Origin of the sequence: Gordonia sp. (in: high G+C Gram-positive bacteria) (assembly GCF_047606305.1) — a bacterium.
Classification (GTDB): domain Bacteria; phylum Actinomycetota; class Actinomycetes; order Mycobacteriales; family Mycobacteriaceae; genus Gordonia.
In genome coordinates, this window is record NZ_JASGER010000023.1 from 1 (window position 1) to 26260 (window position 26260).

Annotated in this window: 32 protein-coding genes, 1 tRNA gene and 1 pseudogene; 17 read left to right on the forward strand and 17 right to left on the reverse strand. The window is 68.6% G+C overall.

Features of this window, described 5'->3' with window-relative positions:
- From QM634_RS03685 to QM634_RS03720, 8 genes and pseudogenes are all read right to left on the reverse strand, one after another.
- Nucleotides 1-513, reverse strand: a pseudogene (locus tag QM634_RS03685) (hypothetical protein); the annotation flags it as partial.
- Nucleotides 510-674, reverse strand: a complete 165-nt coding sequence (locus tag QM634_RS03690; protein WP_415041424.1) for a hypothetical protein — start codon at nucleotides 672-674, stop codon at nucleotides 510-512. The gene QM634_RS03690 and the pseudogene QM634_RS03685, both read right to left, overlap by 4 nt.
- Complete coding sequence (locus QM634_RS03695; RefSeq protein WP_415041425.1) at nucleotides 671-877, reverse strand: helix-turn-helix domain-containing protein; 207 nt, start codon at nucleotides 875-877, stop codon at nucleotides 671-673. The genes QM634_RS03690 and QM634_RS03695 overlap by 4 nt, the downstream gene beginning before the upstream one ends.
- On the reverse strand, nucleotides 874-1026 hold the full coding sequence (locus QM634_RS03700) for a hypothetical protein (RefSeq protein WP_415041426.1): 153 nt from the start codon (nucleotides 1024-1026) through the stop codon (nucleotides 874-876). The genes QM634_RS03695 and QM634_RS03700 overlap by 4 nt, the downstream gene beginning before the upstream one ends.
- Nucleotides 1027-1342: 316 nt before the next feature.
- Nucleotides 1343-1645: a hypothetical protein gene (locus QM634_RS03705; protein WP_415041427.1), complete on the reverse strand. Its 303-nt coding sequence runs from the start codon at nucleotides 1643-1645 to the stop codon at nucleotides 1343-1345.
- The gene (locus tag QM634_RS03710) at nucleotides 1642-2223 is read right to left on the reverse strand and encodes a hypothetical protein (protein ID WP_415041428.1); all 582 of its coding nucleotides are present in this window, start codon (nucleotides 2221-2223) and stop codon (nucleotides 1642-1644) included. The genes QM634_RS03705 and QM634_RS03710 overlap by 4 nt, the downstream gene beginning before the upstream one ends.
- A 14-nt stretch (nucleotides 2224-2237) precedes the next feature.
- A complete protein-coding gene (locus tag QM634_RS03715; protein WP_415041429.1) occupies nucleotides 2238-3179 on the reverse strand; it encodes a ParB N-terminal domain-containing protein in 942 nt (313 codons plus the stop codon).
- Entirely contained in the window at nucleotides 3179-3490 is a 312-nt protein-coding gene (locus QM634_RS03720; RefSeq protein WP_415041430.1) for a helix-turn-helix domain-containing protein, read from the reverse strand. Before QM634_RS03720 ends, QM634_RS03715 begins: the two co-directional genes overlap by 1 nt.
- A 169-nt stretch (nucleotides 3491-3659) precedes the next feature.
- Here QM634_RS03720 and QM634_RS03725 point away from each other — a divergent pair, with 169 nt between their 5' ends.
- Genes QM634_RS03725 through QM634_RS03745 form a run of 5 tightly spaced genes read left to right on the forward strand, consistent with a single transcriptional unit; the run spans nucleotide 3660 to nucleotide 6405 of the window.
- Complete coding sequence (locus QM634_RS03725; RefSeq protein WP_415041431.1) at nucleotides 3660-4814, forward strand: helix-turn-helix domain-containing protein; 1155 nt, start codon at nucleotides 3660-3662, stop codon at nucleotides 4812-4814.
- Between the two features lie 35 nt (nucleotides 4815-4849).
- Nucleotides 4850-5056, forward strand: coding sequence for a type II toxin-antitoxin system HicA family toxin (locus tag QM634_RS03730; RefSeq protein ID WP_415041432.1), 207 nt, complete (start codon nucleotides 4850-4852; stop codon nucleotides 5054-5056).
- Complete coding sequence (locus QM634_RS03735; RefSeq protein ID WP_415041433.1) at nucleotides 5053-5715, forward strand: hypothetical protein; 663 nt, start codon at nucleotides 5053-5055, stop codon at nucleotides 5713-5715. The genes QM634_RS03730 and QM634_RS03735 overlap by 4 nt, the downstream gene beginning before the upstream one ends.
- A 49-nt stretch (nucleotides 5716-5764) precedes the next feature.
- Nucleotides 5765-6175 (forward strand): ImmA/IrrE family metallo-endopeptidase, encoded by a 411-nt coding sequence (locus tag QM634_RS03740; RefSeq protein WP_415041434.1) that lies wholly within the window; start codon nucleotides 5765-5767, stop codon nucleotides 6173-6175.
- A complete protein-coding gene (locus tag QM634_RS03745; RefSeq protein ID WP_415041435.1) occupies nucleotides 6172-6405 on the forward strand; it encodes a DUF3263 domain-containing protein in 234 nt (77 codons plus the stop codon). The genes QM634_RS03740 and QM634_RS03745 overlap by 4 nt, the downstream gene beginning before the upstream one ends.
- On the opposite strand, the gene QM634_RS03750 is transcribed toward QM634_RS03745, so the two are convergent.
- The gene (locus QM634_RS03750; RefSeq protein ID WP_415041436.1) at nucleotides 6362-7606 is read right to left on the reverse strand and encodes a tyrosine-type recombinase/integrase; all 1245 of its coding nucleotides are present in this window, start codon (nucleotides 7604-7606) and stop codon (nucleotides 6362-6364) included. The two genes, QM634_RS03745 and QM634_RS03750, sit on opposite strands and share 44 nt — an antisense overlap.
- Nucleotides 7607-7654: 48 nt before the next feature.
- On the opposite strand from QM634_RS03750, the gene QM634_RS03755 reads away from it, so the two are divergent.
- Nucleotides 7655-7773: transfer RNA gene (locus QM634_RS03755), tRNA-Gly, on the forward strand.
- A gap of 68 nt (nucleotides 7774-7841) precedes the next feature.
- On the opposite strand, the gene QM634_RS03760 is transcribed toward QM634_RS03755, so the two are convergent.
- On the reverse strand, nucleotides 7842-8330 hold the full coding sequence (locus tag QM634_RS03760) for a carboxymuconolactone decarboxylase family protein (RefSeq protein ID WP_415041437.1): 489 nt from the start codon (nucleotides 8328-8330) through the stop codon (nucleotides 7842-7844).
- A gap of 2 nt (nucleotides 8331-8332) precedes the next feature.
- Complete coding sequence (locus QM634_RS03765) at nucleotides 8333-9427, reverse strand: dihydrodipicolinate reductase (protein ID WP_415041438.1); 1095 nt, start codon at nucleotides 9425-9427, stop codon at nucleotides 8333-8335.
- Between the two features lie 113 nt (nucleotides 9428-9540).
- Between QM634_RS03765 and fucP the strand changes: the two genes are divergently transcribed.
- Nucleotides 9541-10863 carry an L-fucose:H+ symporter permease gene (gene fucP, locus QM634_RS03770; RefSeq protein WP_415041439.1) on the forward strand — a complete coding sequence of 441 codons (1323 nt, stop codon included), beginning with the start codon at nucleotides 9541-9543 and terminating at the stop codon, nucleotides 10861-10863.
- On the forward strand, nucleotides 10860-12137 hold the full coding sequence (locus QM634_RS03775) for an ABC transporter substrate-binding protein (RefSeq protein WP_415041440.1): 1278 nt from the start codon (nucleotides 10860-10862) through the stop codon (nucleotides 12135-12137). Before fucP ends, QM634_RS03775 begins: the two co-directional genes overlap by 4 nt.
- Here QM634_RS03775 and QM634_RS03780 read toward each other — a convergent pair whose 3' ends face one another.
- Together QM634_RS03780 and QM634_RS03785 are read right to left on the reverse strand one after the other, a co-directional pair.
- Nucleotides 12138-13406 (reverse strand): lipase family protein, encoded by a 1269-nt coding sequence (locus QM634_RS03780; protein ID WP_415041441.1) that lies wholly within the window; start codon nucleotides 13404-13406, stop codon nucleotides 12138-12140.
- 286 nt (nucleotides 13407-13692) lie between these two features.
- Nucleotides 13693-14250, reverse strand: a complete 558-nt coding sequence (locus QM634_RS03785) for a helix-turn-helix domain-containing protein (protein ID WP_415041442.1) — start codon at nucleotides 14248-14250, stop codon at nucleotides 13693-13695.
- Nucleotides 14251-14316: 66 nt separating this feature from the next.
- Here QM634_RS03785 and QM634_RS03790 point away from each other — a divergent pair, with 66 nt between their 5' ends.
- From QM634_RS03790 to QM634_RS03810, 5 genes are all read left to right on the forward strand, one after another.
- The gene (locus QM634_RS03790) at nucleotides 14317-15234 is read left to right on the forward strand and encodes an NAD(P)/FAD-dependent oxidoreductase (RefSeq protein ID WP_415041443.1); all 918 of its coding nucleotides are present in this window, start codon (nucleotides 14317-14319) and stop codon (nucleotides 15232-15234) included.
- 118 nt (nucleotides 15235-15352) lie between these two features.
- Entirely contained in the window at nucleotides 15353-16789 is a 1437-nt protein-coding gene (locus tag QM634_RS03795; protein WP_415041444.1) for a hypothetical protein, read from the forward strand.
- Nucleotides 16786-17016, forward strand: a complete 231-nt coding sequence (locus tag QM634_RS03800; RefSeq protein WP_415041445.1) for a DUF167 domain-containing protein — start codon at nucleotides 16786-16788, stop codon at nucleotides 17014-17016. Before QM634_RS03795 ends, QM634_RS03800 begins: the two co-directional genes overlap by 4 nt.
- Before the next feature lie 61 nt (nucleotides 17017-17077).
- On the forward strand, nucleotides 17078-18187 hold the full coding sequence (locus QM634_RS03805; protein WP_415041446.1) for an LLM class flavin-dependent oxidoreductase: 1110 nt from the start codon (nucleotides 17078-17080) through the stop codon (nucleotides 18185-18187).
- The gene (locus QM634_RS03810; RefSeq protein WP_415041447.1) at nucleotides 18184-19215 is read left to right on the forward strand and encodes an ABC transporter substrate-binding protein; all 1032 of its coding nucleotides are present in this window, start codon (nucleotides 18184-18186) and stop codon (nucleotides 19213-19215) included. The genes QM634_RS03805 and QM634_RS03810 overlap by 4 nt, the downstream gene beginning before the upstream one ends.
- 1 nt (nucleotide 19216) lies before the next feature.
- Here QM634_RS03810 and QM634_RS03815 read toward each other — a convergent pair whose 3' ends face one another.
- The gene (locus tag QM634_RS03815) at nucleotides 19217-19819 is read right to left on the reverse strand and encodes a DNA-3-methyladenine glycosylase I (protein WP_415041448.1); all 603 of its coding nucleotides are present in this window, start codon (nucleotides 19817-19819) and stop codon (nucleotides 19217-19219) included.
- A 90-nt stretch (nucleotides 19820-19909) separates the two neighbouring features.
- Between QM634_RS03815 and QM634_RS03820 the strand changes: the two genes are divergently transcribed.
- Genes QM634_RS03820 through QM634_RS03830 form a run of 3 tightly spaced genes read left to right on the forward strand, consistent with a single transcriptional unit; the run spans nucleotide 19910 to nucleotide 22979 of the window.
- Entirely contained in the window at nucleotides 19910-20539 is a 630-nt protein-coding gene (locus QM634_RS03820) for a TetR/AcrR family transcriptional regulator (RefSeq protein ID WP_415041449.1), read from the forward strand.
- Nucleotides 20540-20577: 38 nt separating this feature from the next.
- Nucleotides 20578-21822: an oxygenase MpaB family protein gene (locus QM634_RS03825; protein ID WP_415041450.1), complete on the forward strand. Its 1245-nt coding sequence runs from the start codon at nucleotides 20578-20580 to the stop codon at nucleotides 21820-21822.
- Entirely contained in the window at nucleotides 21819-22979 is a 1161-nt protein-coding gene (locus QM634_RS03830; RefSeq protein WP_415041451.1) for a DUF5995 family protein, read from the forward strand. Before QM634_RS03825 ends, QM634_RS03830 begins: the two co-directional genes overlap by 4 nt.
- 4 nt (nucleotides 22980-22983) lie before the next feature.
- Here QM634_RS03830 and QM634_RS03835 read toward each other — a convergent pair whose 3' ends face one another.
- Both QM634_RS03835 and QM634_RS03840 read right to left on the reverse strand, forming a co-directional pair.
- On the reverse strand, nucleotides 22984-23688 hold the full coding sequence (locus QM634_RS03835) for a TIGR03943 family putative permease subunit (protein WP_415041452.1): 705 nt from the start codon (nucleotides 23686-23688) through the stop codon (nucleotides 22984-22986).
- A complete protein-coding gene (locus QM634_RS03840) occupies nucleotides 23688-24647 on the reverse strand; it encodes a permease (protein ID WP_415041455.1) in 960 nt (319 codons plus the stop codon). Before QM634_RS03840 ends, QM634_RS03835 begins: the two co-directional genes overlap by 1 nt.
- 115 nt (nucleotides 24648-24762) lie before the next feature.
- On the opposite strand from QM634_RS03840, the gene QM634_RS03845 reads away from it, so the two are divergent.
- Entirely contained in the window at nucleotides 24763-25911 is a 1149-nt protein-coding gene (locus QM634_RS03845; protein ID WP_415041453.1) for a GTP-binding protein, read from the forward strand.
- An 87-nt stretch (nucleotides 25912-25998) separates the two neighbouring features.
- On the opposite strand, the gene QM634_RS03850 is transcribed toward QM634_RS03845, so the two are convergent.
- Nucleotides 25999-26260, reverse strand: a 262-nt coding sequence (locus QM634_RS03850) for a helix-turn-helix domain-containing protein (RefSeq protein WP_415041454.1), incomplete at its 5' end; no start/stop codon positions are given.

Below are 26260 nucleotides of genomic sequence, written 5' to 3' on the forward strand. Positions count from 1 at the left end.
GGACCAGGCGGCGGACCGGGCGGCGGACCGGGCGGCGGACCGGGCGGCGGACTCGGCGGCGGACCAGGCGGCGGACCCGGCCCACGCGAACGGGATCACGCCGTTGGCCGACTCCCGGTGCAGCTCTGCGATGCGCGTGATCGCCGCGGCCCCCGTCTCGTCCGCGTACCGGATGACGCCCCACTCGGGATCGGTGAGGCAGTCCGCGATCCACAAGGCATGAACGGCCTCGTCGTCGGTCGCGGTGCCGACGGTGCGCCAGGCGAGGTCGAGGGCGATGATCGAATTCTCCGGCGACAGCAGCCCGTCGGCCTTACTGGCGAGCTGGTCGTTGACCATCTGCACGAGCGACGCCAGCGGGCGGGCCGAGCACTCGGGGAAGTCGGTGATCTTCGGGTCGCCGTTGATGTAGCTGATGACGTTCATGGCGCACCCCTTGCCGGAGCCGGGCTGATGCGAGCCCTTGGCCAGACGCAGCGGGTGGGTGATGCGGTCGAGGTCGATGTTGTTCATGAGGAGTGTCCTTTGCGGTTGACGGTCGGGGTCGATCGGAAGTGCCTGTCGAGCTCGTCGACGTCGATGGCGTGGTCGACGCGGCGGGCGAACGGAATGGCCAGTAGGGCGGCGAGGATGAACCCCAGGCCGGCGAACTGGAGGATGAGCGAGGATGTCATGCCGCACCTCCGGGAATGGCCGGCTCCAAGTCGGCGGCCCATCGTTCGAGTTCCTGGTGGGTCACGAAGTAGCGGCCGCCGATGGTTTTCACGGCGAGGCGGTGGGCCTTGAACTCGCGGCGCAGGGTGTCGACCGACACGTCGACCGCCTCGGCGGCGTGGGCCAGGCTGTACAGGACCTTGGCGTTGTTCTGAACAGTCATGCGGCCACCACCTGAAACTCGCGGGGTCGGCCGTGCGCCAGGACCCCACCCTCGTCGACAGCCCAGATCTCGCCGGTGCGTTCGTTGTAGTCGGTGACGTCAACGATGCGGCGGTACCGCAAACCGTCGTGATAGCGCAGCCAGCTCATGCGGCACCACCCCCGCCCGTGGCGGCGGAATCCCCACCGCCACGGGGGTGGCCTCCTACGCTCGAAGCACCACACACCGAGCAAGGAGAAGAACCATGGATCGTGATGATCTGCCTGCGGATATGGACATCACCTGCAACCTGTACGACGCCATCAGTGCGTCCGACTCTCCGCTGGAGGCCGTGTCGCACGTCTGCGCCGCTATCCACTCCCTCGAATGCCTCGTCCGGGGCTACCCCGTCGCTGGGGTAACACCGTTGGAGGACTGAGCGGAACAGAGCGGCGACCTCGTCGAGGTCGTCCAATTCGTCGCGCTTCATGCCGCACCGTCCGATCCGAAGTCCTTCTCCCACGCGTCGACCGCGTGGCGATGCAGGAGATCGTGGAGGCTGTACTGGTCGAATACCGAGCCGAGGAACAGGTTCATGCCTCGGAACACGTTGGCGAACAGGATCCCGGTCAGCTCCGGCGACTTCGCCAAACCCAGGCAGGTGCCGATCCAGTCCTCGACTAGCTCCTCGTCCTTGTCGAAGCTCGGCAGGGCGTGCTTGTGCGGGTCGAACGGTTCCCGCTCAAGGTGACGTTTCCGTGCCTCGGCGATGTCGGTGTAATCTGTCATTCGTGGGACTCCTTCCAAGTCCTCATGCGCCCCGTTCGAGTAGCCGCTCGGCGGAGTGCGTTGCTTTCTAGGCGGTCTTCTGCGCTGTGGCTGGGAACAGGTCGGCGGTTTCCGAGTCGGTGCCGCGCGCGAGCAAGCTGCCCGAGATGTACTCTGGACTGCTCAGCGAAGATCTGCGCGGCGGCGGTCGTCTCGGCGGCGTTGCGGTAGCGGGTCAGAGTCGCGTTGCGCCAGTCCTCAGCGGTCCACTTCGCCAGCACCTTGTCGCGGCCGTCCGGCGTGCCGAGCGGGTAGGCGACGTTCAGGATCGGGTCATCCGCGCCGAGGATCGTTGCGCCGCTCAGTGCCTCGACGATCGTCTGAACGTCGTTGTGCAGCGCCGAGGTTCGGCCACGCCGGCGGGGGCGGACGACGCGGTCGTAGAGCGCCAGGCCCTCGGCGTAGAGGTCTTCGTCGGGGCGGACGAGTTCGCCCCTGCGGATGGCTTCCTCGTAGGCGGTGGCCGCGCGGTCGCGGGATTCCTTGACCGCGATCCCCTCGTCGGATTCGGCGACGATCTTCTCGTAGCGGTCGAGCATCCAGTCGTCAGAGTTCACTGCGCTTCCTTCCAAGCGATGAGTCCATCCACCAACGCTTTGGCGTGGTGCAGGTGTTTGAGTTCGAGGTACCGGGCGGCCTGCGGCGGGTTCAGCTCGTGCTCGGCGTACTCGGCCATGAGGGCGTCGATGTCGCCGCGGTACTGCTCGGACCAGGTGGAGGCGGTCAACATCGCCTGGCAGATCGCGGTGTAGCGGTCGGTTCGGCTTTGGCGACGGGCACGTTCCTCGTCCTCGCGGGCCTTCTTCTCGGCGGCCAGGCGCGCGGCCTCCTCGCGATTGCGTTGCTCCCAGATGACGCGGGCCTCCGCATAGGTCTGGAACACGTCGCCCACCTGAGCTGCAAGATCGGGAGCGGTCTGTTCGACGAACGTCTTGGCGTCGGCTTCCTCCGCGGCGATCCGCTCCTCGGCTTCCAGCTTCTGACGCTCAGCGTCGCGGGCCTCGCAGGCCGTCCGGTAGGCCGCGTCGAGTGCTACATGCCCGTCGATGACCTCAAGGGCGAGAGGCTCGGCGTAGTCCAGGACGGTGCCTGCCTGATTGAGGGCGTTTCTCCATCGCTGATCGCTATTACCGGATTCGGTAATATCCACGGTCCCGCGCCGCCAACGGCCGTCCCCTCGGCGACCGTCAGCGGCGAGGACCAGTGCGGTGCTCATTGCGCGCGCACCAGTCGTCATGTGCCGGCGGGAGCTGTTGCAGTCAATGACGTACTCGGCGTAGTCCTCGCCCTCGTACATGACAGTGGCGGGCTCGACGTCGGCAAGAGCACAAGCTGCGGTCCGGTTGCGGCCATCGAGGATCAGCCCGTCAGGTGTAACCACGATTGGGTTGCGGAGGCCGTTGGCGCGGATTGACTCGGCGAGTTCCTGCAACTCCGATTCGGGGAGCATCGGAAACTTGTCGGCGTAAGGGTGAACCCCGGTGATCTCGACCATCAGGCGACCTCCCCGTGGCGGGAGCGCCGTGGCTCGTAGTCAGTGTTGATGTCGCCGGCAGTGATCCCGAGCGCCGATGCGATAGCAGTCAGCATTTCGACGCTGGCCCCGCGGTGGCCGTTCTCGATCGCCGAGATCGTGCCCCGCTCAACCTTCTTCGGGAATGCGAACTCGCGATTGATGTGGTCGCAGACATCCTGCAACGTCTTGCCCGCGAGCTTTCGGCCAATCTGCAGGGTCACGACCGGTTGCCGAACTTCGGGCCGTTGATTGTGATACTTGCTCACCGAGCGGGAGCTGGTTGGCATCATGTGAGCAACTTTAGCAAACATCTCGCCGCAATCAAGCCAAACGAGTGGCAAACATCTATCTAGCTGCTGAACGACATCGGTGTAAGTAGCCGTGCAGGTAGCCGCCCAATTGGGATGTTTGCGGGGCGGGGCTTTTGTTTGCCAAACGAGTTGGGGCATTGTTGGCGGCATGGACTTGGAGCGGTTCGGGCGCATCGTCTACGAACGCCGCAACGAACTCGGCCTCTCGCAGGAGCAGGTCGCAGATCGCGGCGGCCCAAGCGATACGACGATGGGCAAGATCGAGAACTTCGAATGGGCCCCGGGGGACCGCAAGGTCACGCTGAAGAAGTTGGACAAGGGCCTCGACTGGGAACCAGGCAGTGCCGAAGCCACTCTCGCTGGCGGCGACCCGACACCGCTCAACGTCGTAGTGCAGCCCCCACCTGCCGCAGCACACGCCGAAGCACTTTCCCCGACGGTGCGGGCGTTCGCCGAACGCGGGGCGGCCGCAGAAGCTCAGATGATTTTCAATGTGATCGATGACGATCCTCGGCTCACCCCGCGCGCCAAGGCTCAGCTCACAACCGCGGTGGCGTCGCATCTGGATGAGTTCTATCCGCTGTTCGAGGCCGCTTTGCAGAAGATCGTCGCGGAACGGGCTGTGCATATGGGTGGCTCGATGATCGAATCAATGGCGAACGCTGTGGCGTTCACTGCGGCAACCCGCGGAGCGCCCGTGCTCGCCCCATACCGAGATGCGCTGCTCGCCGGGCAGTCCCTGCGTCGCGAAGACCTCGACACCATCTTGTTCGCCGACAACAGCTTGGATATCGCGCAGGCCGCCGAGGAGTACTGGCAGCAGCTCGGCGGCGAACCTCAGCCGGGAGAGTTGAGCCTGTGGGAATCTCTCGGCGATCAGGCGCTCAACCCTGATATGACCGGCGTGCCGATCAAGGCGGGCATGACCGACGGCGAGATCGATGCTGCAGTCGAGTACCTACGCAAGCTGGTGATCGAAACGCATGGACCAGGACAGGACAAGTACGTCAACCTGGCCCAGTTCCGGCAAGCGGTAGCGGCCGAGTCCCAACGGTTGGCCGATGAGGACGACCAAGGCGAAGCTGGTACCTCCGCGCCCAAGACGCCACCCACCCCAGATCCGAAGCCGTCAGGTGGCTCCGTGTCCCCGATGCGCCGCAAGGGCCGCGACCTCGATTCCGATCCGATCATCGAGCGGGACGCCGCCGCCTACGATCCGCCTGGGCTCACGGACGCCGAGCGCACCGCCGGGCCGGCACCCGAGGATCAGCCGGATCCTGAGGGCCCGGAGGGCGGAGCCTAGTGGGAAGCCCCTGGCCATCACACAAAGCTAACTACGTGCTTCGCCTGCTCCGCCGAAAGCTCGGGTACACCAAAGAAGGCCCCCAGGAGGGCAGCCATGTGTGGCTAGTCGCTGAGGGGCGACCTCGGATACGCTGGGCTTATCACAACAAGCGCACGCTCGCGCCGAAAGAATTGCGGCGTATCCTGATCGAAGACGTAGGGCTCACGATTGATGAAGCGAGGGAGGTGCTAGGGCTGTGACTGATGTCCACCTGATTTACACCCAATACCCCGGATTCGGCTGGTCGCTCCGCAGTCCGCAGGTTCCCGGCCTCGCGGCGGGACGCGACACCCTGATTGAGTTGATCAGCGACACACCGGCGATCCTTGAACCCACCGCGGTAGGCGCAATTGATCCGCGACATCTGCCGAGCGGTGTGCAGCTTCATGAAGAGCATGTGCGCGACGATCCCACCGGAGCCGAGTATGTCGTGCGCTGGCGGACTATGGATGATCGCGCCGACGACCGGAACGAAGCTGTTGGCCGAATCATCGGCGCTATTGACCTCGGCCTCTACGGCGATGCCGAGAAGGCCGTCCAGCCAGTCCTGCCAACTGGCGAACGTCTCCTCATCGCCGTTTCTGGATTGGACACCATCGGAGATGTAGTTGATCAACTCGGCGGCCCCGGGGCGTGTGCCGCACTGATCAAGTACCAAGGCAACGACGTCCTGATCAGCATCCCCTTCGGAAACGGCATGCGAGTAACCTCCGCGCCCGGCAAGTGGGGTATCAGCGACGTCGGCATCGACCGCGATAGCACCTTCGACGACATGTATGCCCAGGTTGTCGGAGTCGAGGCGTCCACGATTACAGCGCCACCCGCCATCGACGTCCGGCCCGAGCTTACATCCATGTAATTCCTGGTCAGGGCGATATTTGTCAGACCCCACCCTTACCTTGGGCGGCATGTACAACCCCTGGCGCCACGCCTTTCAGCTCGGCCTGGCGATCGAGTTCGTCCCCAACCTGCGGCCCCGCGCGACGTACTGCGCGGGCCTGGTTCAGATCCGTCGCGGCCTGTCCCAGCGGGAACGTCGCACCGCGCTCGCTCACGAGATCGTGCACTACCAGCGCGGCGATGAGGCGGGCATGGAGTGCACGCGCTGGCACCTGGAGAAGCGTGAGCGCCTGGTGCACCTGGTCGCGGCGCGGCGGCTGTTGACGATCGAGGACCTCGCCGACGCGCTCCACGACCCGGACCCCGCGGCGGCGGCGTGGGTCGACGACTACACGTGGGCGCTGCGCATGGCGAACCTCGACCCCCTTGAGACCGCCGAGCTCGAGCACCGGTTCGGCGACGACTGGAGAGTGGCATGACCGACGACGACAAGGCCCTGCTCGACTTCGCGGAGAAGTGGTGGCGGCAGGCCGGCGCGCAACACGACGCTATCGACCGTGAACTCGGGCTCACGCCGACGCGCTACTTTCAGCGGCTGAACGCGCTCCTGGACGACCCCGAAGCCCTGGCCTACTCGCCGCAGCTGGTGCGGCGGTTGCAGCGGATCAGGTCTCAGCGGGAGGCTGGTCGGCGGGCTCGTCGAGCTTGAGCAGCTTCACCATCTTCCCCAGGGCGTCACGGGTGACGTCGGTCGACGTCGAGACGTAGCCGCGGTGCGCGGTCACGGTGGTGTGGCCGAGGATCTGCATGCGCACCGACTCCTCGACCCCGGCTTCCAACAGGAGGGTGGCGACGGTGTTGCGTGACGCGTGCTGGTCGGGTGCCTTCGCCACTGAAGGGACGACACCGGCTTCGACACAGACCTGTCGCCACGCTGCGGTGTCGTCCATCGCCTTCACCGGCATCCCGCCCGGGCGGGTGAACACGAGGCGCTGATCGGCGGGTGTCTGGTCGCGCAGCGCTTGGAGGGCGATCTTGAGGGGCGGCAGCATGGGGATGATGCGCTGCGATCCCTTGGTCTTGGTGTCGACCAGGCACATGCCCTTCCAGAGTGGTTCGAGGTCGTAGGTCTTCGGTGCGGCGAACACGTCCTTCGGATACAGGTCGCCGTCCGGGAGAGTCGTGCCGGGTTTGAGGCGCACGCGCCGCAGCTGCTTGGACACGTCCAGCACGTTCTGGTCGAAGTCGACGCGGCCCCATTCCAGTCCGAGGGCTTCACCCTGGCGGACGCCGGACAGCAGTGACAGGGTCCATCGGGAGGCGAGTAGCGGATTCTCGGTGCCGGCGACATGCAGCAGAACTGAGCGGGCTTGGTCGACGGTGAGGGGGGCGCGTTCTTCGCTGAGCGCTTCGGGCCGGTCCATCTTGTGGCACGGGTTCTCCCGCACCGTGCCTTCGTTGACGGCGTCGTCGAGCGCCTTGGACAGGATGTTGAAGGCGGCTTGGGCGGTGCGGGTGGAGCGGCGGTCGGTGATGGTCTTGACCATGAGGCGGATGTCGGCCGGGCGCAGGCGGGAGAGTTGCTTGGTGCCGAGGTTCGGGCGGATGTGCTGCTTGACCGCCGAGCGGTAGGTGTCGAGGGTGCCGGGGCGGACGCGCGTGGCGGCGATGGCATCGAGCCAATAGTCCATCCACTCGTCGATGGTGGCGGTGCCGGCGGCTGGGTCGATGCCGTCGCGGACTTCTTCGAGCATCTTGCGGAGTTCGACCATGGCGTCGTCGTGGCGGGCGCGGCCGCGCTGGTAGTAGGTGCCGTCCTCGCGCATGACCTTGGCGATCCACATGCCGTCGCCGCGTTGGAAGATGCTGCCTTCGCCTTTGCGGCGGCGGCTTCGTTTCGCTCTACTCATCCGACTTAACCTTATCCTTAACCTTACGTCTGCCTACCCTCTGCATACGCCAGGTTACGTTATTGCAGGTCAGAGCGGGTAACAACCCAGGTCGACCCTCACCAAACTACCAGAAACTTCAGCTTCCCAAGCTGAGAGTGCGGGTTCGATTCCCGTCATCGGCTCCACGATTTCCCCACTCCTCGTTTCGCCAGTTCCGCGTGGATCGATGCGGCAGGAACGAAACCCTGATGGATCAGCTCGGCAGGTGGCTGGGCAGGACGCAAACGGAATCCAGCCCGAGGACGCGGTTGAGGCGCCCGAACGCGAGCCACGAACCGAGGCACATCGAGAGCTCGACGATCTCCTTGTCGGTGTAGTGCGCGCGCATCCGCTCCCAGAACGCATCGTCGATGCTGTGGTGGTCGGTCGCGTACAGCTCGGCGTACTCGGCGGCGAGCTTGGCACGGTCGTCGAGGGCACTCGAGGTGCGCCAGTGCGCGACCTCGTCGTCGAATCCCTCCTCGACCTTCTGCCCGTCACGCTCGGTGCGCCAGTCCTGACAGAACAGGCAGCCGTTGATCTGGGCGATGCGCAGGCGAGCCGCTTCGAATTCGCGCAGTCCCAGGGTGCTGTGCTCGTAGACGCTGGTGGCCGCACCCGCGGCGGCCGGGCCGATGCCGGGGACCATCTCGCCCCACACGTACATGATCGGGTCTTTGCCCTCGGGGATCTCGAGAAACACGGTCAGCTCCTCATCGCTGGGTCGGGGGTGCGCAGATACGCACTCGGGGCGAGTGGGACGTCGAGCCCGTCGTAGAGGCCCGGCGGTGCGGATCGCAGCCACGGGATGGCGTTGACCAGGCGGTTGGCGGCCGTCGCGTTGCCACCGGCCGACCGGTTGTCGCCTTCGTCGGTGGCCTCGACGTTAATCTCGATCCGTGGTCGGCCCTCCACGATCACACGGTGGGCGCCGTCACCGCCGTCGGGCGGTTGCGGCCAGTCGGGCGCGGCGGCCAGGGTGATCCGTGTGACGTGCTCGACGACGATCCTCGGCACACCGTCGACGATGCCCTGGACCTCGAAACGCAGTGCGCCCTGGGTGCCGGCGGCGAACTCGCCCAACGCCGTCGTCACCGTCGCCTCCAGCGGCTGTCTGCTCGACGTCTCGCGGAGTTCGTCGAGTTCGACGCCGAGCGCCCGCGCGATCAGCCGCACCTGCCCGCCCCACACCATCGACGGCACGCCCGGCGCGACCATCGGCGGGTCATAGTCCATCGGCTGCCCCATCCCGACGATGTACCGGACCGAGTCCTCGGCGTCGTAGGTCGAGTAGTCGAAGATCTCCTGACAGCGGATCTGCTCGACCTCGGAGGCGAGCCCGCTCACGAGGACCGGCAGGAGGTCGTTGCCCCAGCCGGGGTCGATGCCGCTGACGAACAGCGCCGATCCTCCCGCGCGGCAGGCCGCCTCGATCGGTTCGCGGAGCTCGGCCGGCGCGCCGCGGTGATCGTAGAGCGCGTACACCGACGGGGTGACGACGACGGCGCCCGATGCCAGCGCTCGGCGGATGTCGGCCACGGCGTCGTCGGGGCGCAACTCGCCCGCCGCGGCATAGGCGAGCGCGCCGCCGGCGACCTCCGCCAGGGCAGCGTCGACGTCGGTCGTCGCCGCGACCCCAAGATCCCGATCGAGCGCGGCCAGCTCGCCCGCGTCCCTGCCCGCCTTGTCGGCGTCGTTGACGATCACCGCCGCCAAGCGCAGCTGCGGGTTGGCCGCGACCGCCCGGATGGCCGCGCGACCGACATTGCCGGTGCCCCACACCGCCGTAGGGATGCTCATATCGCCGACCCTAGGCCGCCCGAGCGCCCGTGTCCGACGATCGCGGCCACCGAAATGCCCGATCTCGGCGAAGTCGGTCCGCCGAACCGCCGCCGAGTCGTAGCGTGACAACCGTGACGCAGACCGATTCCCGACCGACCTCCGCGCCGCGGACGAAGCCCCGCCTGGTGGGCGAGAAGCAGTGGTTGTTGTTCGTCGCGCTGATCCTGTGCTTCACCGCCTGGGGCATCGCCGCGGACCTCACCACCCCGATGGTGGCCGGCTTCAAACAGATCTTCGCGATGAGCACCTTCCAGGCCTCGCTGGTGCAGTTCGCGTACTTCGGCGCCTACTTCCTGCTGGCGCTCCCGGCGGCCTTCCTCAACGAGCGCTTCGGCTACAAGGTGGGCCTGTTGTCCGGGCTGTTCCTGGCCGCCGCCGGGTCCTTTGCGTTCTATCCGGCCGCGCACATCATGACCTTCACCGCCTTCCTCGGCGCCTTGTTCATGATCGCCGCGGGCTGCTCGATCCTGGAGACCTCGGCCAACCCGTACGTGCTGTCGCTGGGACCGGAGGAAACGGCGACGCGGCGACTCAACTTCGCCCAGGCGTTCAACCCGGTCGGCACCAACATCGGCGTGCTGCTGGCCGCGGTGCTGATCATGCCCAAGCTCAGCGAACCGGTGAACCGCGCCAACCTGTCCGACGCCGAGGCCAAGGCCGTGCGCGCGGGCCAGTTGAGCGCGGTGATGGGTCCGTACCTGGGGCTGGGCTTCCTGCTCGTCGCGATCGCGGTGAGCATCGCCATCAACCGGTCGCCGAAGATCGTCGAGGAGTACCCCGACGCCGACATGGCCGGCCAGAGCGTGCCGAAGATCCTGTTCTCCAACAAGCGCTATGTCTTCGGGGTGATCGCGCAGTTCTTCAACGTCGCCGGCCAGGTGTGCACGTGGACCTACATCATCCAGTACGTGCAGCAGTCGCTGAACGGCTCACTCAAGATGGGCGCCTACCTGCTGCAGATCAGCCTGATCATCTTCCTGGTCGGCCGGTTCATCATGACCTGGGTCATCGGTCGCGTGCGCGCCACCAAGGTGATGGCCGTGCTCGGTGCACTGGCGATCGGATTGGCGTTGTTCGCCGTCGTGTCGCCCAACGCGGTCGGCGTGGCCGCCGTCGTCGGCATCTCCTTCTGCCTGTCGCTGATGTTCCCGACGATCTACGGCGTCGCACTCAAGGGGCTGGGCCCGGCCACCAAGTACGGGGCGGCCGGCCTGGTCATGGCCATCGTCGGCGGCGCCGTGATGCCGATGGTGCAGGGCCGGCTCCTGGACTCCACCAGCGCGGCGGTGTCCTTCGTCGTCCCCGCGTTCTGCTTCCTCGTGGTGACGGCCTACGCGCTCTACGACCTGCGGGCGCCGCAACCCCACGAGGCCGAGAAGGAGGCCGTCGCATGAAGCCGCACAAGCCCCTGATCGCGGCGGCCGCCGCGACGCTGCTGCTGGCCGGCTGCTCGTCGGGCGGGAACTACACCGATCCCACCGACAAGCTCGAGGTCCTGTCGTGGTGGTCGTCGGCCTCGGAGCGACCCGCTTTCGAGGTGCTCACCGGCGCCTTCGAGAAGGCCAACCCGGGAGTGCGGCTGATCAACGCCGCCGTCGAGGGCGGCGGCGGGTCCAACGCCCAGGTGGCCCTCGCCGAGCGGCTCGCAGCGAACAACCCGCCCGACCTGTGGCAGAGCCTGACCGGATCGGCCGTCGACGGATGGGCCTCGGCGCGACGGATCGTCGACATCGAGCCGGTGTTCGCCCGCACCGGGATCGGCCCGGCGCTGGCGCCGGCCATCCGCGACTCGGTCATGCGCGACGGGAAGCCGTGGGCCATGCCGACCGGTGCCCACCGCGGCAACAACCTCTGGTTCAACCGCGACGCACTGGCCAAGGCCGGCGTGGAGGTCCCCGGCGCCGGGTACACCCAGGACCGCCTGGCGGGCGATCTGGACAAGGTCGCCGCCGCCGGCATCACCCCGCTGTGCCTGGGGTCGGCGGACCGGTTCGCCCTCGTCGAGCTGTTCGAGAACACTCTGCTCGGGATCGTCGGTCCGGGCGGCTGGCAGCGGATCGCCGACGACCGCTTCGACTGGGGCGGCTCGGAGGTGTCGACGGCACTCGACCGCTTCGGCGCGTACGTCGGGCACGCCGGTCGTGACGCGGACACGACGCACTGGGCCGACGCCGTCGCCAAACTCAGCCGCGGCGAGTGCGCCTTCCTGTCGATGAACGACTCGGCGTACGGCGAACTCACGGCCACCGGCGCCGTGGACGGCCAGCAGTTCGGATATGCGCCCTTCCCCGGCACCGAGGGCGCCTACCTCGCCATCGTCGACACCTTCGTGGCGGCCAAGAAGGCCAAGAACGGCGTGAACGCACTGAAGTTCCTCGACACCGTCGCCGATCCGGCGACGATGCTCGCGTTCACCCGGGCCAAGGGGTCGGTGCCGGTGCGGCGCGACGTCGACACGTCGACGCTCTCGCCCTACCAGCGCGGCGCCTCCGCTGCCCTGTGGCATGACCGCGTCCTGCTGTCGATCACGCACGGCGAGCTGATGAGCACCGCATTCCAGCAGGCCCTGTACGACGCCGTCGGCGACTTCGCCAAGCACCGCGACAAGCGGGCGTTCATCAACACCGTGCAGCGCGCCGGGACCACCGGCCAGATCGGCGGACGCTGATCAGCAGGTGCTCGGCGCGGGCTTCCCGTCGAAGCGGTCCTGGAGGTACGCAAACGCGGGCAGCAGGCCGATGACGGCGGCGCTCATGTGGTCCGGCGACGGCGTCAGCAGCGACTGTACGGGCGTCCCGGCACGGCAGTAGCGCCGGTTCGTGTAGTCGATCGACGCCACCGGGATGAGCACGTCGGTCGGACTGTGCCACTCGAAGACCGGCGTCTTGGAGACCCCGCGGAACAGCGCGAGGCTGTTCTCCTCGACCTTGCTGCGGGCGGTGCGGTCGTTGAAGATCTGGCGGCCGCCGATCGCCACTTCCTTCGCGCTGTGCCCGGCGCCGACGCGCAGGATGTCGTTGGTGCACGCGTTGCGCAGCTCGCGGAACATCCGCTGGCCCACCGGCGAGAGGTAGCGACGCATCGGGATTGCGGCCGGGTACTCCCGCGCCATGCCGATCGCGGCGGCGAACGCCAGCCCGAAGGCCGGGTGCGGGTTGGCGTAGCCGAGCCCCTCGGCCATCTTGACGAGGTTCATCGGCACCCCGCCGTAGGCGGCGCCGGCCAACTTGAGGTCCTTGGCGTAGGTCGGCTGCAGCGCCGCCGCCCAGGCGGTCGCCATACCGCCGCCGGAATACCCGGCCATGCCGACGCGACTGTGCCGCGCCGCGGCGGGACGGAAGTGTTGGACCGCGCGGATCCCGTCGAGGGTGATCTGCCCGCCGAGCTTGGCCGCACCGTAGGCGCTGCGCGGCCCGAGGTGGTCGGGGATGGCGACGGCCCAGCCGCGCTGCAGCGCGGCGTTGAGGCCGGGCGCTTCGCGGATCGTCAGGTTGGGGTCGCTGGTCCACAGCGCCTGCGACGGCGCGCACTGGAGACCGGTCGCATTGACGACGTGTTGGAAAGACAGCAGAGGACCATTCGCGGCGCGTCGATTGGGCACCAGAACGGTCGTCACCGCGGCAATCGGCTGTCCCTGTGAATCAGTGCTGCGGAACTTGAGCTGATAGGTGCGGATATCGAAGAATCCCGGCGGATTGACCCGTCCGCGCGCGGCGAGAATGTCGCCGTTGCGCTTGGTGTCCAATCCCGCCGGCTTGGCGTAGAAGTGGTCCGGCAACGGCGTGGGCAGCGCGGCCGGGTCCGGTGCGATCGGCCGCCCCGGCTGCGGTGCGGCGGCAGCCAGTGATCCGCCGAGGAGCCCGGTGACCAGGACGGATGCGGCGAATCCGACCACTGCGGTACGGCCGTGGGTGCGCAGTCGAGAACTCTCGATCATCGGTGGTGGTCCCCTTTGGGTCGGGTGCGGGCGTCGGCTCGGGGCCCACCCTCGGGGACTGGTCGGGCGCTGTCAAAATTTCTGATAGCGATGATTGATGTCGGCGGCAAATCGCACCGCTCCTACCTGCGCGGTTGGCAATGACAAACCGCGCATGGGGAAACTCGGATTCTCACAGTTATTGAATTGGAATGCGCACGGCGTCTGATGTTTCGACCTGTTTAATCGGCGATGACCGCCGCTTTACGCGAGGTCGTACAGGTGGATGGCCAGACGCCGCTCGGGCCTACTCGGCGGTCCGGGTGTGGATCCGCTCCCCCGCGTCGTTGAAGATGCTCAGCACCTCGGCCGGCCGCTTGCCGTCGGCGCTGAGGGCGTGCGGGACGCGGGTGTCGAACTCGGCGGCCTCCCCGCGGGACAGGACCAGGTCCTGGTCGCCGAGGCGCAGGCGCAGCTTGCCCGAGAGCACGTACACCCACTCGTAGCCGTCGTGCACCCGCAACTCCGGCGGGTCGCCCTCCATCGGCAGATAGTGGATCTTGTAGGTCTTCATCGGCGATCCCTCGGGGACCAACGGGTGGATGATCATCCCGTTTCGCCGATACGGTTCGCGCCGGACCCGGGGATCGGCGACGGTCGGTGACACCAGGTCGTCCAGGCCGATCCCGAGTTGCCGGGTCAGCGGGAGCAACAGCTCGAGGCTGGGCTGCCGCTTCCCCGATTCGAGCCGCGAAAGGGTGCTCGGCGACATCCCGGCGCTGGCCGCCAGGTCGTCGAGCGTCCACCCGCGGTTGTTGCGGAGCGCGCGCAGTCGCGCACCCACCAGCTTCATCTCCTCACCCATCCGAGCCTCCTTGCCAATATCGCAAGAATACTTGCCAATCTGGTGAGGTGCAGGTCCACTGGGGGCATGAGCGAAACATGGGATGCGATCGTCGTGGGCGGCAGCGCCGCCGGATTGTCCGCAGCACTGCTGCTGGGTCGGGCGCTGCGCCGGGTGTTGGTCGTCGACGAGGGACAGCCGCGCAACCGCTTCGCCGACCACATGCACGGCGTGCTCGGCTGGGAGGGTGAGTCGCCGGCCGACCTGCTGCGCCGCGGACGCGCCGACGTCAGCCGGTACGCGGTGACCATCTGCGAGGGACGCGCGGTGTCGGTCAACGCCGACGACGAGTCGGTGACGGTGGAACTCGCCGACGGCACGGCCGTCGCCGGACGTGCGCTGGTCGTCGCGACCGGGCTGACCGACCAGATGCCCGATCTGCCCGGCTTCGCCCAGCGCTGGGGTTCGACCGTCCTGCACTGCCCCTACTGCCACGGTTGGGAGGTGCGCGGACAACGCCTGGGCGTCCTGGCCCTGTCCCCGATGGCCACACACCAGGCACAACTGATCCGCCAATGGAGCGACGACCTGACCCTGTTCACCATGGGCACCGACGTCGACGACGCGCTGCGGGCCCGGCTCGCCTCGCGCGGGGTGAAGCTCGTCGAATCGCCCGTCGTCGAACTCCTCGGCGAGGGCACGGGCCTGACCGGGGTCCGCACCGAGGACGGCGTCGTCGAGCTGGACGCCCTGTTCGCCGGGCCGACGCCCAAGCCGAACGACGACTTCCTCGCCGACCTGGGGCTGGATCGGGCAGACACCCCGATGGGCGACTTCATCGCGATCGACGAGTTCGGGCGGACCAGCCACCCACTCGTCTACGCCGTCGGCAACGTCATCAACCCCGCACTCACGGTGCCGATGTCGATCGGCGCCGCAGCGATGACCGGTGGCATGGTGAACATGGACCTCGTCACCCGCGAATTCGATGCGGCCGGAGCGTAATCCGACGGGTCTCCCGGTTCACCCGGCTCGGCGGGGCGCTCGGCAATACACTTTCGGAAACACTGTGTAGTCACAATGCCCCGCCGCATGGCGCGGCGTCGTCATCGAGGAGTGCGCGATGCCCGGTCGGGTCCGCCGCGTTCGGCCGCGCGGCCGGGTCGCGGTCGTCGCCGTGGCCCTGTGCGTCGCCGTCACACTCGCGTTCACCGGCGAGCAGGGACTGCCGCGGGCGGCAGCCGCCCCCGACTCCCACTCGAAGACGCTGCCCCGCAACCTGAGCCCGGCGGCGAAGAAGGAGTGCGTCGGGTCGCGGTTCGCCCCGCTCGGCGTCGTGTTCGAGTCGGTCTTCGACTCCCTGCTGCCGACCCTCGGCCCGCAGATCAAGAAGGACGCACCCGCCATCAAGGCGCGGATGCGCTCGGATCTGAAGCGGATCAAGGTGTCGTCGTTGTGGGTGTCGAACCACCCGTACGACATGGACGCCGACGATGCGGACCCGATCATGCGGTACCGCGACCCGATCTCCCAGTACATCGTCACCCAGTTGGTGAATGTGCGACGCGGTCAGACCGCGCACGCGATCTCGCTCGACAACCTGACGCTGGCGCAGGCGGTGGAGACGGTCTTCCTCTACCTGTACGTGACGGTGCTGGTGCCCGCGACGATCTTCCGCCGCACCGTTCCGCGACTGGTCGACTTCGGGCCGCTGAGCCTGGGGATGTTCCTGTCCATCCCGATCATGCTCGGCGTCGTCGGCGTGACCCAGCTGTACAAGGCGATGAGCATCAACCTCACCCTCTCGTGCGTCGCGTCGGTCACCAAGGAGGAGAAGGAGCACGCCGGCAAGTTCGAGAAGGACCTGCGCTTCGCGTGGGCCGTGCCCGGGATCGTCCGCGACATCGCCGGGCAGGTGTCGGTCGCCGACGTGGAGTCCTGCCGACACATCGGGACCCTGCCGCTCAAGCGGATCGTGACCCGCACCTCGACCTTTCTCGCCAAGACCAACCCGACGATGGCCCCGCAGATCACGGGTGTCACCAGGCAGCTCGAGGCCTACATGCGCACCACGCGCATCCACCACAACCTGATCCCCACCGATCCGGCCGACTTCACCATGGGCGAGTGGATCCTCGCGCAGATCTCCTACATGATCCCGGTCGTCGGCGGCGCACCGATCGAGGCGATCATCGGCCTGAACCGCAACCACCTCGACGGGCTCGATTTCCGCGAGACCGTGCCGCTCTCGGAGCTGACCGTGTCGCACTCGCTGACCGCGGCGTACTACGCGTGGGGCATCGCCGCGCACATCGTCGAAGCGGTCTGGTACCTCGGCGGCCAGGATTCGGCGGCCGGCATCCTGGGCGACCTGCTGGCGACCGACGTCTCGCCCGCGCTGATGCCGCGGACCGTCGGCATCCTCACCGCACCGAACTTCTACGGGCTCGTCGTCTTCCACAACGTGTTGCGCTCGATGTGCCTCGACGAGGACCGCACCGGGCCGAACCGCACCAACAAGAACGTCAAGCGCAAGCGCCAGGGCATCGTGCAGTGGTGACCGGCGAGGTGGTCACAGTGACGGTCAAGCCGAACAGCCGCAAGGGGCCGTTGGTGCAGGTCGCCGAGGACGGATCGCTGACCCTCTACGTGCGCGAGCCGGCCACCGAGGGCAAGGCGAACAAGGCGGTGGCCAAGCTGCTCGCCGAGCACTATTCGGTGCCCAAGAGCCGCGTCGAACTCGTCGCGGGCGCGACGAGCAAGATCAAACGCTTCCGCGTCGGGTGAGGTTAAACCCGGGCTGACTCAGAGCCTGTCCCCGGCCACCGGCCCGCCTTACCGTCGGGACATGACCGACAACAGCCCCGCCGCCGAATTCTCGTGGCCGACGACCATCGACCGCCCCCGTTTCGGCGTCTGGGCCCCCGTGTGGGGTCCGTTCGCCGCACAGAACTATCCCGGCGACCCCTTCGACGCCAGCTGGGACCTCAACAAGCGCTTCGTGCTCGAGGTCGAGCGCCTCGGCTACGACTCGACCCTCGTGGCACAGCACAATCTCAACCCGAACGGGCACGAGCTGCCCGAGCTGGAGGCCTGGTCCACAGCCGCGGCGCTGGCCGCGATCACCAGTCGCATCGAGATCATCGCGGCCATCAAGCCGTACCTGTTCCACCCGGTCTTCCTCGCCAAGATCGCCGCGCAGATCGCCGAGATCGCCGACGGCCGCTTCGCCATCAACCTGGTCAACGCCTGGTACAAGCCGGAGCTGGAGAAGGCCGGGTTGACCTTCGCCGAGCACGACGACCGCTACGCCTACGGCGACGAATGGCTGTCGATCGTCGACCGTCTCGTCGCCGGCGAGCACGTCACCCACCAGGGTGAGAACTTCACCATCGACGACTACGTGATCCGCCCGGCCGACCCGGCCGTGAAGCCGAAGGTCTACCTCGGCGGCGAATCGGAACCCGCCCGCGACCTCGCCGCCAAGCGCGCCGACGCCTGGTTCATCAACGGCCAGCCGGTGGAGGTCGTGCGCGAGCTCATCGACTCGGTGACGAGCCGCCCGCGCACCGGCGACCCGGTCGATTTCGGACTCTCGGCCTTCGTCATCGCCCGCGAGACCGAAGAGGAGGCCGCCGCGGAACTGGAACTGTTCTGGAAGCTCGCCAACCAGGACGCCGAGACACTCGAGGGTGTCTTCGCCAACGCCGACCCCAAGGCGGTGATGTTCGAGACCTTCCGCAAGTTCCCACACATCGGCACCAACGGTGGCACGGCCGCCGGCCTGGTCGGCACCTACGACCAGGTCGCGCAACGCCTCGTCGAGTTCTACGACCTGGGGATCGAGCTGTTCATGCTGCAGTTCCAGCCCGTCGAACGGGAGGCCCGACGCTTCGCCGAGCAGGTCTTCCCGCGTGTGTCGGCGCTGCTCGAGCGGCGCGCCAAGGTGGCGTCGTGAGCGCCCGCAATCCGGTGTGGTTCACCCGGTGCCCGGTGCCCACCGCGTTCAGCGTCGCCGTGGCGACGGGCCGGCTGCCGCAGCGGCTCGCCGAACTCGGCGTCGACTTCCACTCGCTCGCGACGTCCACCGACAGCGCCACCCGCACGTCGCACTTCACCCAGACCCAGCTGCGGTCCACTCGTCACGGCGGCAACATCCCGCCGATCGTCGCGGCCTCGCGCGGTGCCCGGCTCGCCGTCGTCGGCCTGTCGGTGGCGCCGTCGAACGCCGCGCTGCTGGCATTGCCGTCGACCGGGATCACCGAACCGGCGCACCTGCGGGGTGCGACAATCGGCGTCCCCCGCCGCGTCAACGACCCGGTGGACTTCTGGCGGGCGTCGGTGCTGCAGGGCGCGCGCCGCGCGGTCGCCGCTGCCGGATTGGGCCCCGACGACGTCGTCTTCCGCGACATCGTCGTCGACCGCACCTTCGTCGACGAGTCGACCGGCTCGACCGCGGCCGCCGCCACGCTGTGGGACGCCGGGTTCATGCTCGGGTTCCAGCGCGCCGAGATCGCGGCCCTGCTGCGCGGGGAGGTCGACGCGATCTTCTCCGAGGGCTCTAACCTCGTCGTCACCCGTGCGGTGACCGGCGCGGTGCCGGTGGTCGAGGTGGGCGAGCAGTCCCACCGCGCCCCGGAACTGTCGTCGAACCTGCGGCCGCTCACCCTGAGCGTCTCCGCCGATCTGCTCGAGGAGGATCCGGACGTCGTCGACGCCATCGTCCGGGAGACCTCGGCGGCCGCGGCCTGGGCCGCGGAGAACACCGTCGCCGCGACGCGGATCCTCGCCGCTGAGGCGGGGATCCCCGAGGAACTGGTCGACGACTCGTATGCGACGACGCTGGCCGCCGAACTGGACGTCGACCTGAGTCCGGCCCGGTTGGCGCTGCTGGACCGTCAGATCGCGTTCCTGCACGACGAGGGGTTCCTCGACGGTCCCGTCGATGTCGCCGACCTGGTCGCGCCGGTGTCGCTGTCGGTCTGACTCAGGGCACGTCGAAGGCCCGGCGGGCGGCGTCGACCTCCGCGCGGGTCTTGCACTCGTACTGGTGGTCGTTGATCAGGCCCATCGCCTGGATGAAGGCGTAGGCGGTCGTCGGCCCGACGAACCGCCAGCCGCGCTTCTTCAGATCCCGCGACAGCGCCACCGAGGTCGCCGACGTCGACTTGGTCTGCGGCACGCCCACCTCGCCGGGCGACGGCTCGAACCGCCACAGGTAGGCGGCGAGCGAACCCTCGTCGGCCTCCAGTTCGACGGCGCGGCGCGCGTTGTTGATCGCCGCCTCGATCTTGCCGCGGTGCCGCACGATGCCGGCGTCGCCGAGCAGCCGCTCGACGTCGCCCTCGTCGAACTGCGCCACCCGGTGGTAGTCGAAACCCGCGAAGGCCCGTCGGAAGTTCTCGCGCTTGTTGAGGATGGTCCGCCAACTCAACCCCGATTGGAATCCCTCGAGACAGATCTTCTCGAAGAGCCGGTGGTCGTCGCCGACGGGGAAGCCCCACTCCGCGTCGTGGTAGGCCAACAGCTCCGGTGCACCGCCCGCCCAGCCGCAGCGCAGATCACCGTCGGGGGCCACAAACGGATCCATGTGTCCGATTTTAGGTCGACGCACCGACATCCGCGCCCGACGGTCAAGGCGTGTCGGTGCGGCGCCTGGGACCGGTAGCCTGAGTCGACCATGACCGACAAGACCACCGTGCGTCGACGCCGCGGCCGCCCGCCCGGGCCGCCGGTCGACCCCGCGCAACGTCGTGCGCAACTGCTCGACGCGGCGGAGTCGGCCATCCGCGGATCCGGACCGGACGCGAGCCTGGCCGATGTCGCCGCGGCCGCCGGTCTGACCCGGTCGGCCGTCTACGCCGCCTTCGCCGACCGCAACGCGGTCCTGGACGCGTTGGCCACGCGGCACGCCAAGCGACTGGTCGCGCGACTGGTGGAGATCGTCGGCGACATCGACGACCCCGCCGCGCAGACGCGGGCGGCCATCGACATCCTGGCGGCCTGGTTCGAGAACGAGCCGGAGCTCGCGCAGGCGCTGTCCGGGCACCTGCTGCCGACCACTCCGGCGCCGGACGGACTGGTCGTCACCACGATCGCCGGGATCCTCGCCGAGGGCTTCCGCACCCGCGGCCGCGACGACGCACCCGCACAGACGTGGGCGCGCGCACTCGTCGGGGCCATCTCGTCCACGATCACCTGGTGGTCCACGACGCGCACCATCAGCCGCGACGAGGTCGTCGACCACCTGTTCCTGCTGGTCTGGTCCGGTTTTTCCGGGATGGACGGCCCACCCGGCGGCACGTCGTAGTCCTTGACCTTCGCCGGGTTAAAAGACACACTGTCTTTATGACACGACACGTGCCGAGCGAGGTTGCCGCGGCCATCACCGGATCCCAGAACTGGGCGGAGGTCCGGGAGCGCTACCCCGACCACGTCGACGCGATGGGCGACGCACTGCTCGTCGGCGACCCCCAGGCCGATCCGGTCATCGCCGAACTGTTCTCCGGCAAGGCCGAGCACAAGTGGAACGACATCGTCACCGCGCTCGACGCACCGACGATGGTCGACCCGGCGCTGCTGAAGAAGGCGCCCGCGTTTCGCGCCTTCCTGGAGCACGCCAGCACGCCCCCGTCCTGGTTCGACCCGGCGCTGGCCAAAGCCGGTGCCGACGCGTGGTGGCGCTTCGGCTCGCTGCAGTCGAGCACGCTCTACCAGTCGCTGATCTACGGCTACCAGGCCCGCGGCTTCACGCACCCGCTCGCCGCCACCGGCCGCCTCACCGAGGGCACGTGGGACCGCCTGCTGGCCACCGGACGATGGGTCACCCTGGCCACCGCGCCCGGCCTCATGGACATCGGCGCCGGCGGCTGGGTCGAGACGCTGCGCATCCGCCTGGTGCACGCGATGGTGCGCTACCACCTGCGGGCCCAGGACGATTGGGATGACGAGTCGTGGGGCGTGCCGATCAACCAGACGTACTCGCAGCTCACCATCACCGCCGGGTTCCTGATCCTGCCGCTGACCGTCGCCAAGGATTTCGGCATCCGCTACTCCAGCGCCGAGCTCGAGGCGATCACGCACCTGTGGCGCTGGATCGGCTGGGTGATGGGCGTGCAGGACCACCTCCTCCCGATCAGCTATGAGGACGCCGTGCGCACCTGGCAGATCTCCAAGGAATTCGCGCTGCAGCCCAACGACGAGTCCAAGGTGCTCGTGCGGGCGCTTCTCGACGACGGCTTCAAGCCCGACCTGGGTCTGCCCGGCCCGCTCAACGACGCCGTGCACGCCGTCACCCGACCGTTCCTGCGGCCGGTGTTCGCCGCGGTGTCGACGCGATGGGTGGAGCCCGAGGTCGCCTCGGCCATGGGTCTGCGGCCCAACCCGCTGCACCACCTGGTCGACCTCGCACGGCCAGTCGTGCGGTCGCGCGAACTGGCCCGCTCCCTCGGCCTGCTCGGTTCCGAGCGCAAGGTCGCCCGTCGGGAACTGCGCCTGGCCACCGGCCGTCTGGGCATCGACCTGTCCGACCCGAAACTCGTCGGCGCCCGGTACCGCGCCGCCGACCAGAACCGGATGGATCCCGTCGCATGACCGCGCAGTTCACCCTGACCCGCACGCTCGACTGCCCGCCGGAGGTCGCGTGGCGGCTGGTCACCGATCCCGAGCAGATGCGCCGGTGGTCGACGGCCCGCGTCGACCTCGCCGAGCCCGGTCCCGGCGAGCGACCGGACGCGGCCGGTGCGCTGCGCACCATCACGCTGCCCGACGGGAAGCGCAAACTGCGCGAGGTGGTGGAGTACGCGCAAATGCCGCGCGAGTTCCGCTACCGCGTCTACGACGGTGGTCCGCTGCTGCTCAGCCACCAGGGGGTGCAGACCTTCACGCCCACGGCCGACGGTCGGACCGAACTGTCGTGGCACGTGTCGATGCGGCTGATCGCGGCGCCCCTCTCCCATGCGCTGTGCCGGGTGATCCGCAAGCAGGTCGGCGAATCGCTCGACCTCCTCGCCGACATCGCCGGCTCCGCGACCTTCGACGACCCCCTGCCCACGACGAGCCCGGTCGCCGACGCCGCCGACGCACCCGCCTTCGACGACCTGGTCGACGGCGCCGAGCAGTCGCTGGCCACCCAGCGCGCGCTTGCCGACGAGTTGGCCGCGGCGGACGACCCGAAGCAGTGGTTCGCCCGCGTCTACCAGTACGTCACCGAGGAGATGATCGCCGCGGCGAAGAACCCCTCGGAGTTGGGTTTGGCACACCCGGACTGGGTGCTGGCCCTCATCCCCACCTTCCACGACTACTACCAGCGGAACCTGGCCGCCTACCGCACCGGCGGCGACGTCGAGGACGCGTGGGCGAAGGCGTGGTCGACGGCCGAGTCGACCGACGCCAAGCGCCCACACCTTCCGGTGATGAAGGGGTTGCTCTACGGGGTGTCGGCGCACATCGACGCCGATCTCCCGCGGGCGCTGGCCGAGGTCCACCGCGAGTACTACCCCGACCGCGACCTGCGCGAGTTCCGCCCCGACTACCTGCGGCTGGCGCCGGTGTTCACCGCCGCGTCGGACCGTCTGCTCGCCGACCTGCCGCGCAGCCACAAGCCGTGGTGGACGCCGCTGGCCTCGCGCATCGACCCGCAGTTCCGCGACTCGATGCTCGGCCGCGTCGGCTATGACGTGGGACGCCACCGGGTGAAGACCTTCGCCAAGGCGGTCGACTCCCTGCGCGAGGAGCAGGCGCCGGTCTGATCGGTCAGTAGCCGTAGGTGTTCTTGGGCGCCGGGACCTGCCGGGCATCGGTCACCTGCAGCAGCGGGATGTGCTTGCGTTCGGCCGAGGCACTGCCGTCGGCGACGGTCCCCACCACGCGCCACCAGGTTCGCGCGGGTGCGGCGGCCAACGTCGCGGCTGCCGGTCCGCCGAGTTCGATGCGGTAGGTGCGCGCGTCGGCCGCACAGCAGATGATCACCACCTGCGCCAGTTCGGTGTGTCCGTCGCGCGGCTGCAGATACCCGTCGATAGAGATCGCGCGCCCGGACAGTCCCCCGCCGTCGGGTTGCACGGCCCGCTGCACCACCTCGAGGATCGGCACCGCCGGTGCCGGTCCGGGCGGGAGGGGCTCGAAGCGCACCGACTCGGCCGCCGAGATGTTGGCGGTGGTGCCCGCGCGGGCCGGCGATATCGACGGCGGTGCGAGGAAGAAGATCACCAGCACCGGGACGGTGAGCAGCCACAGGAGGGCACCGCGCCCGTGGACGTGGCCGTCGTCGGCCCGGCCGCCCGCCCGGATGTCGCGCACGATCGCCACCGCGGCGAGGACGACGAGCACGACGGCCGAGGCGAGCAGGTAGGGCCACATCCCCGGCTTCACGTAGCGCTCGTAGCTTCCGTCGAGGGTCGTCTTCAGGACCGTCAGACCCAGGCAGAGCAAGACGAGGTTCTGTGCTTCGCGACCCATCAGCGCCACCCCAGGATCGCGGCACCGACGCCGGTGGCCACGGCGATGGCCACCAGGAAGGTCGCGGTGGAGAAGCGGGCGGCGAACCGTTTGCCGAAGGCGCCGGCCTGCATCGCGATCAGCTTGAGGTCGACGACCGGACCGACGACCAGGAACACCAGTCGCGGCAGGAGCGGGAGCATCGACAGGCTCGCGGCGACGAAGGCATCGGCCTCCGAGCACACCGCCAGGACGACGGCGAGCACCGCCATCAGCGCGATCCCGATCAGCATCTGGCCGGCGACCTTCTCGAACAGCCAGTCCGGGACCACGACGTGCAGCGCCGCCACCGCCACGGCACCCAGCGCCAAGTAGGCGGCCGACTCGATGAAGTCGTGCCGCACCGCCTCGGCGAAGCGCGGCCAGCCCCGCGGACCGTCGTCGTCGCCGGGGGAGATCCGACGGAGGATCAGCGACGGGTCGCCGTAGCGCGCCCACAGCCCGCCCATGACGAGAGCGGTCAGCAGGGAGGCGCCGAACCGGGCGGCGACCATCCGCGGCTCACCGGGGAAGGCGACCGCCGTCGAGACCAGGACGACGGGGTTGATGGCGGGTGCCGAGAGCAGGAAGGCGAGGGCGGCCGCCTGCGGCACGCCTCGGTCCATCAGTCGGGCGGCGACGGGGACCGAGGCACACTCACATCCCGGGAGCACCGCACCGGCCAGCCCGCCCACGCCGATGGCGGCCGCGGTCTGTCGGGGAAGGACCCGCGCCACCATCGCCGGCGTCACCCAGGTGGCGATCGCGCCGCTGACCACCGTACCCAACACGAGGAAGGGCACGGCCTGCAGGAACACCCCGGCGAAGATCGTGGCCGCCGTCGCGACCGTTTCGTCGGCGTTGAGGCGCGCGTTGAACGGGACCGCGATCAGGACGCCGAGGACCAGCAGGCAGACGAAGGCCAGTGTCCCGCGGCTCATCGCGGGGGCCGTCTGCCGCTGCGGGCTCGTCCCGGTCGTCACTCCGCGATCGTAGGCCAGTGCCGCACGGGGCACCGCGTGGCGAATCCTTATTGACAATGGTTATTGTTAAGGAATGACAGCCCGCACCCGCATTCCCGTCACCGTCCTGTCCGGCTTCCTCGGCGCCGGCAAGACCACAATCCTCAACCACATCCTCGCCAACCGCGGCGGCCTGCGCGTCGCGGTGATCGTCAACGACATGAGCGAGGTGAACATCGACGCCCAACTCGTCGACGGCGCCTTCGGCGAGGCCCACCTTGACCGCACCGAGGAGAAGCTGGTCGAGCTGACCAACGGGTGCATCTGCTGCACCCTTCGCGAGGACCTGGTCGAGGCGGTCGCCCGACTCGCCGCCGACGGCCGCTTCGACTACGTCGTCATCGAGTCGACCGGCATCTCCGAGCCCATGCCGGTCGCCGCCACCTTCGACTGGGAGTTCGAGGACGGATTCTCCCTCTCGTCGGTCACCCGGCTGGACACGATGGTGACCGTCGTCGACGCGGCCACCTTCCTCCCCGAGCTCACCAGGGGCGAGAACCTCGCCGACCGCGACCTGGAGGCGGCGCCCGGCGACGAGCGCAGCATCTCCGACCTCCTCGTCGACCAGGTCGAGTTCGCCGACGTCATCCTGCTGACCAAGACCGACCTGGTGTCCGAGACGGCGGCCGGAGCCGTCGAGGCGACCATCCGGCGCCTCAACCCGCACGCGCAGCTCATCCGCGTCGTCAACGGCGACATCGACGTCGAGAAGGTCCTGGGCACGGGGCTGTACGACGTCAACGCCGCACGCCAGGTGGACGGGTGGGCCGAGGAGATGGCCGGCGGCCACACTCCCGAGACCGAGGAGTACGGGATCAGCAGCGTCGTCTTCCGATCCGACCGCCCGTTCCATCCCGCCCGGCTCGCCGTCGCCCTCGAGGAGCTGCGGGGGATCCTCCGCAGCAAGGGGTTCTGCTGGGTCGCGACACGACCCGACACCGCGGCCATCTGGTCGCAGGCGGGCCCGAACCTGTTCATCGAGGCGGCCGGTCCGTGGGCGAACACCGACGAGCGCCCCGGTCAGGAGATCGTGTTCATCGGGGTGCGCCTGGACCGCGGGCGGCCCGAGCGCGTCCTCTCGGCCGCTCTCCTCACCGACGACGAATTGGCGGCGGGGCCGCGCGCGTGGGCATCCTTCCCCGACCCCCTGCCCGGGTGGGCGCAGCCGCACGTCCACGCATAGGACACGCTCGGCGAGATTCTGGGCACGCTCGGCGAAAAGGTGGGCACGCTCGGCGAAAAAGTGGGCACGCTCGGCGAGGTGGGGGGGTCAGTGGCCGTCGCGGATGAGCGCGGCGATTTGCGCCCGGTCGGCGACATCGAGTTTGGTGCAGGCGCGGTAGACGTGGCCCTCGACCGTGCGGACCGAGACGAATAGCCGGTCGGCGATCTCCTTGTTGGACAGACCGGCCGCGATGAGGTTGGCAATCTCGCGCTCGCGGGAGGTCAACGGCAACGGCTGGGCGGCGGTGACCAGCGCGGGGGTGCGCGCCCCGCCGCATTCGGCGGCCAACCGACTCGCCGCCGAGGAC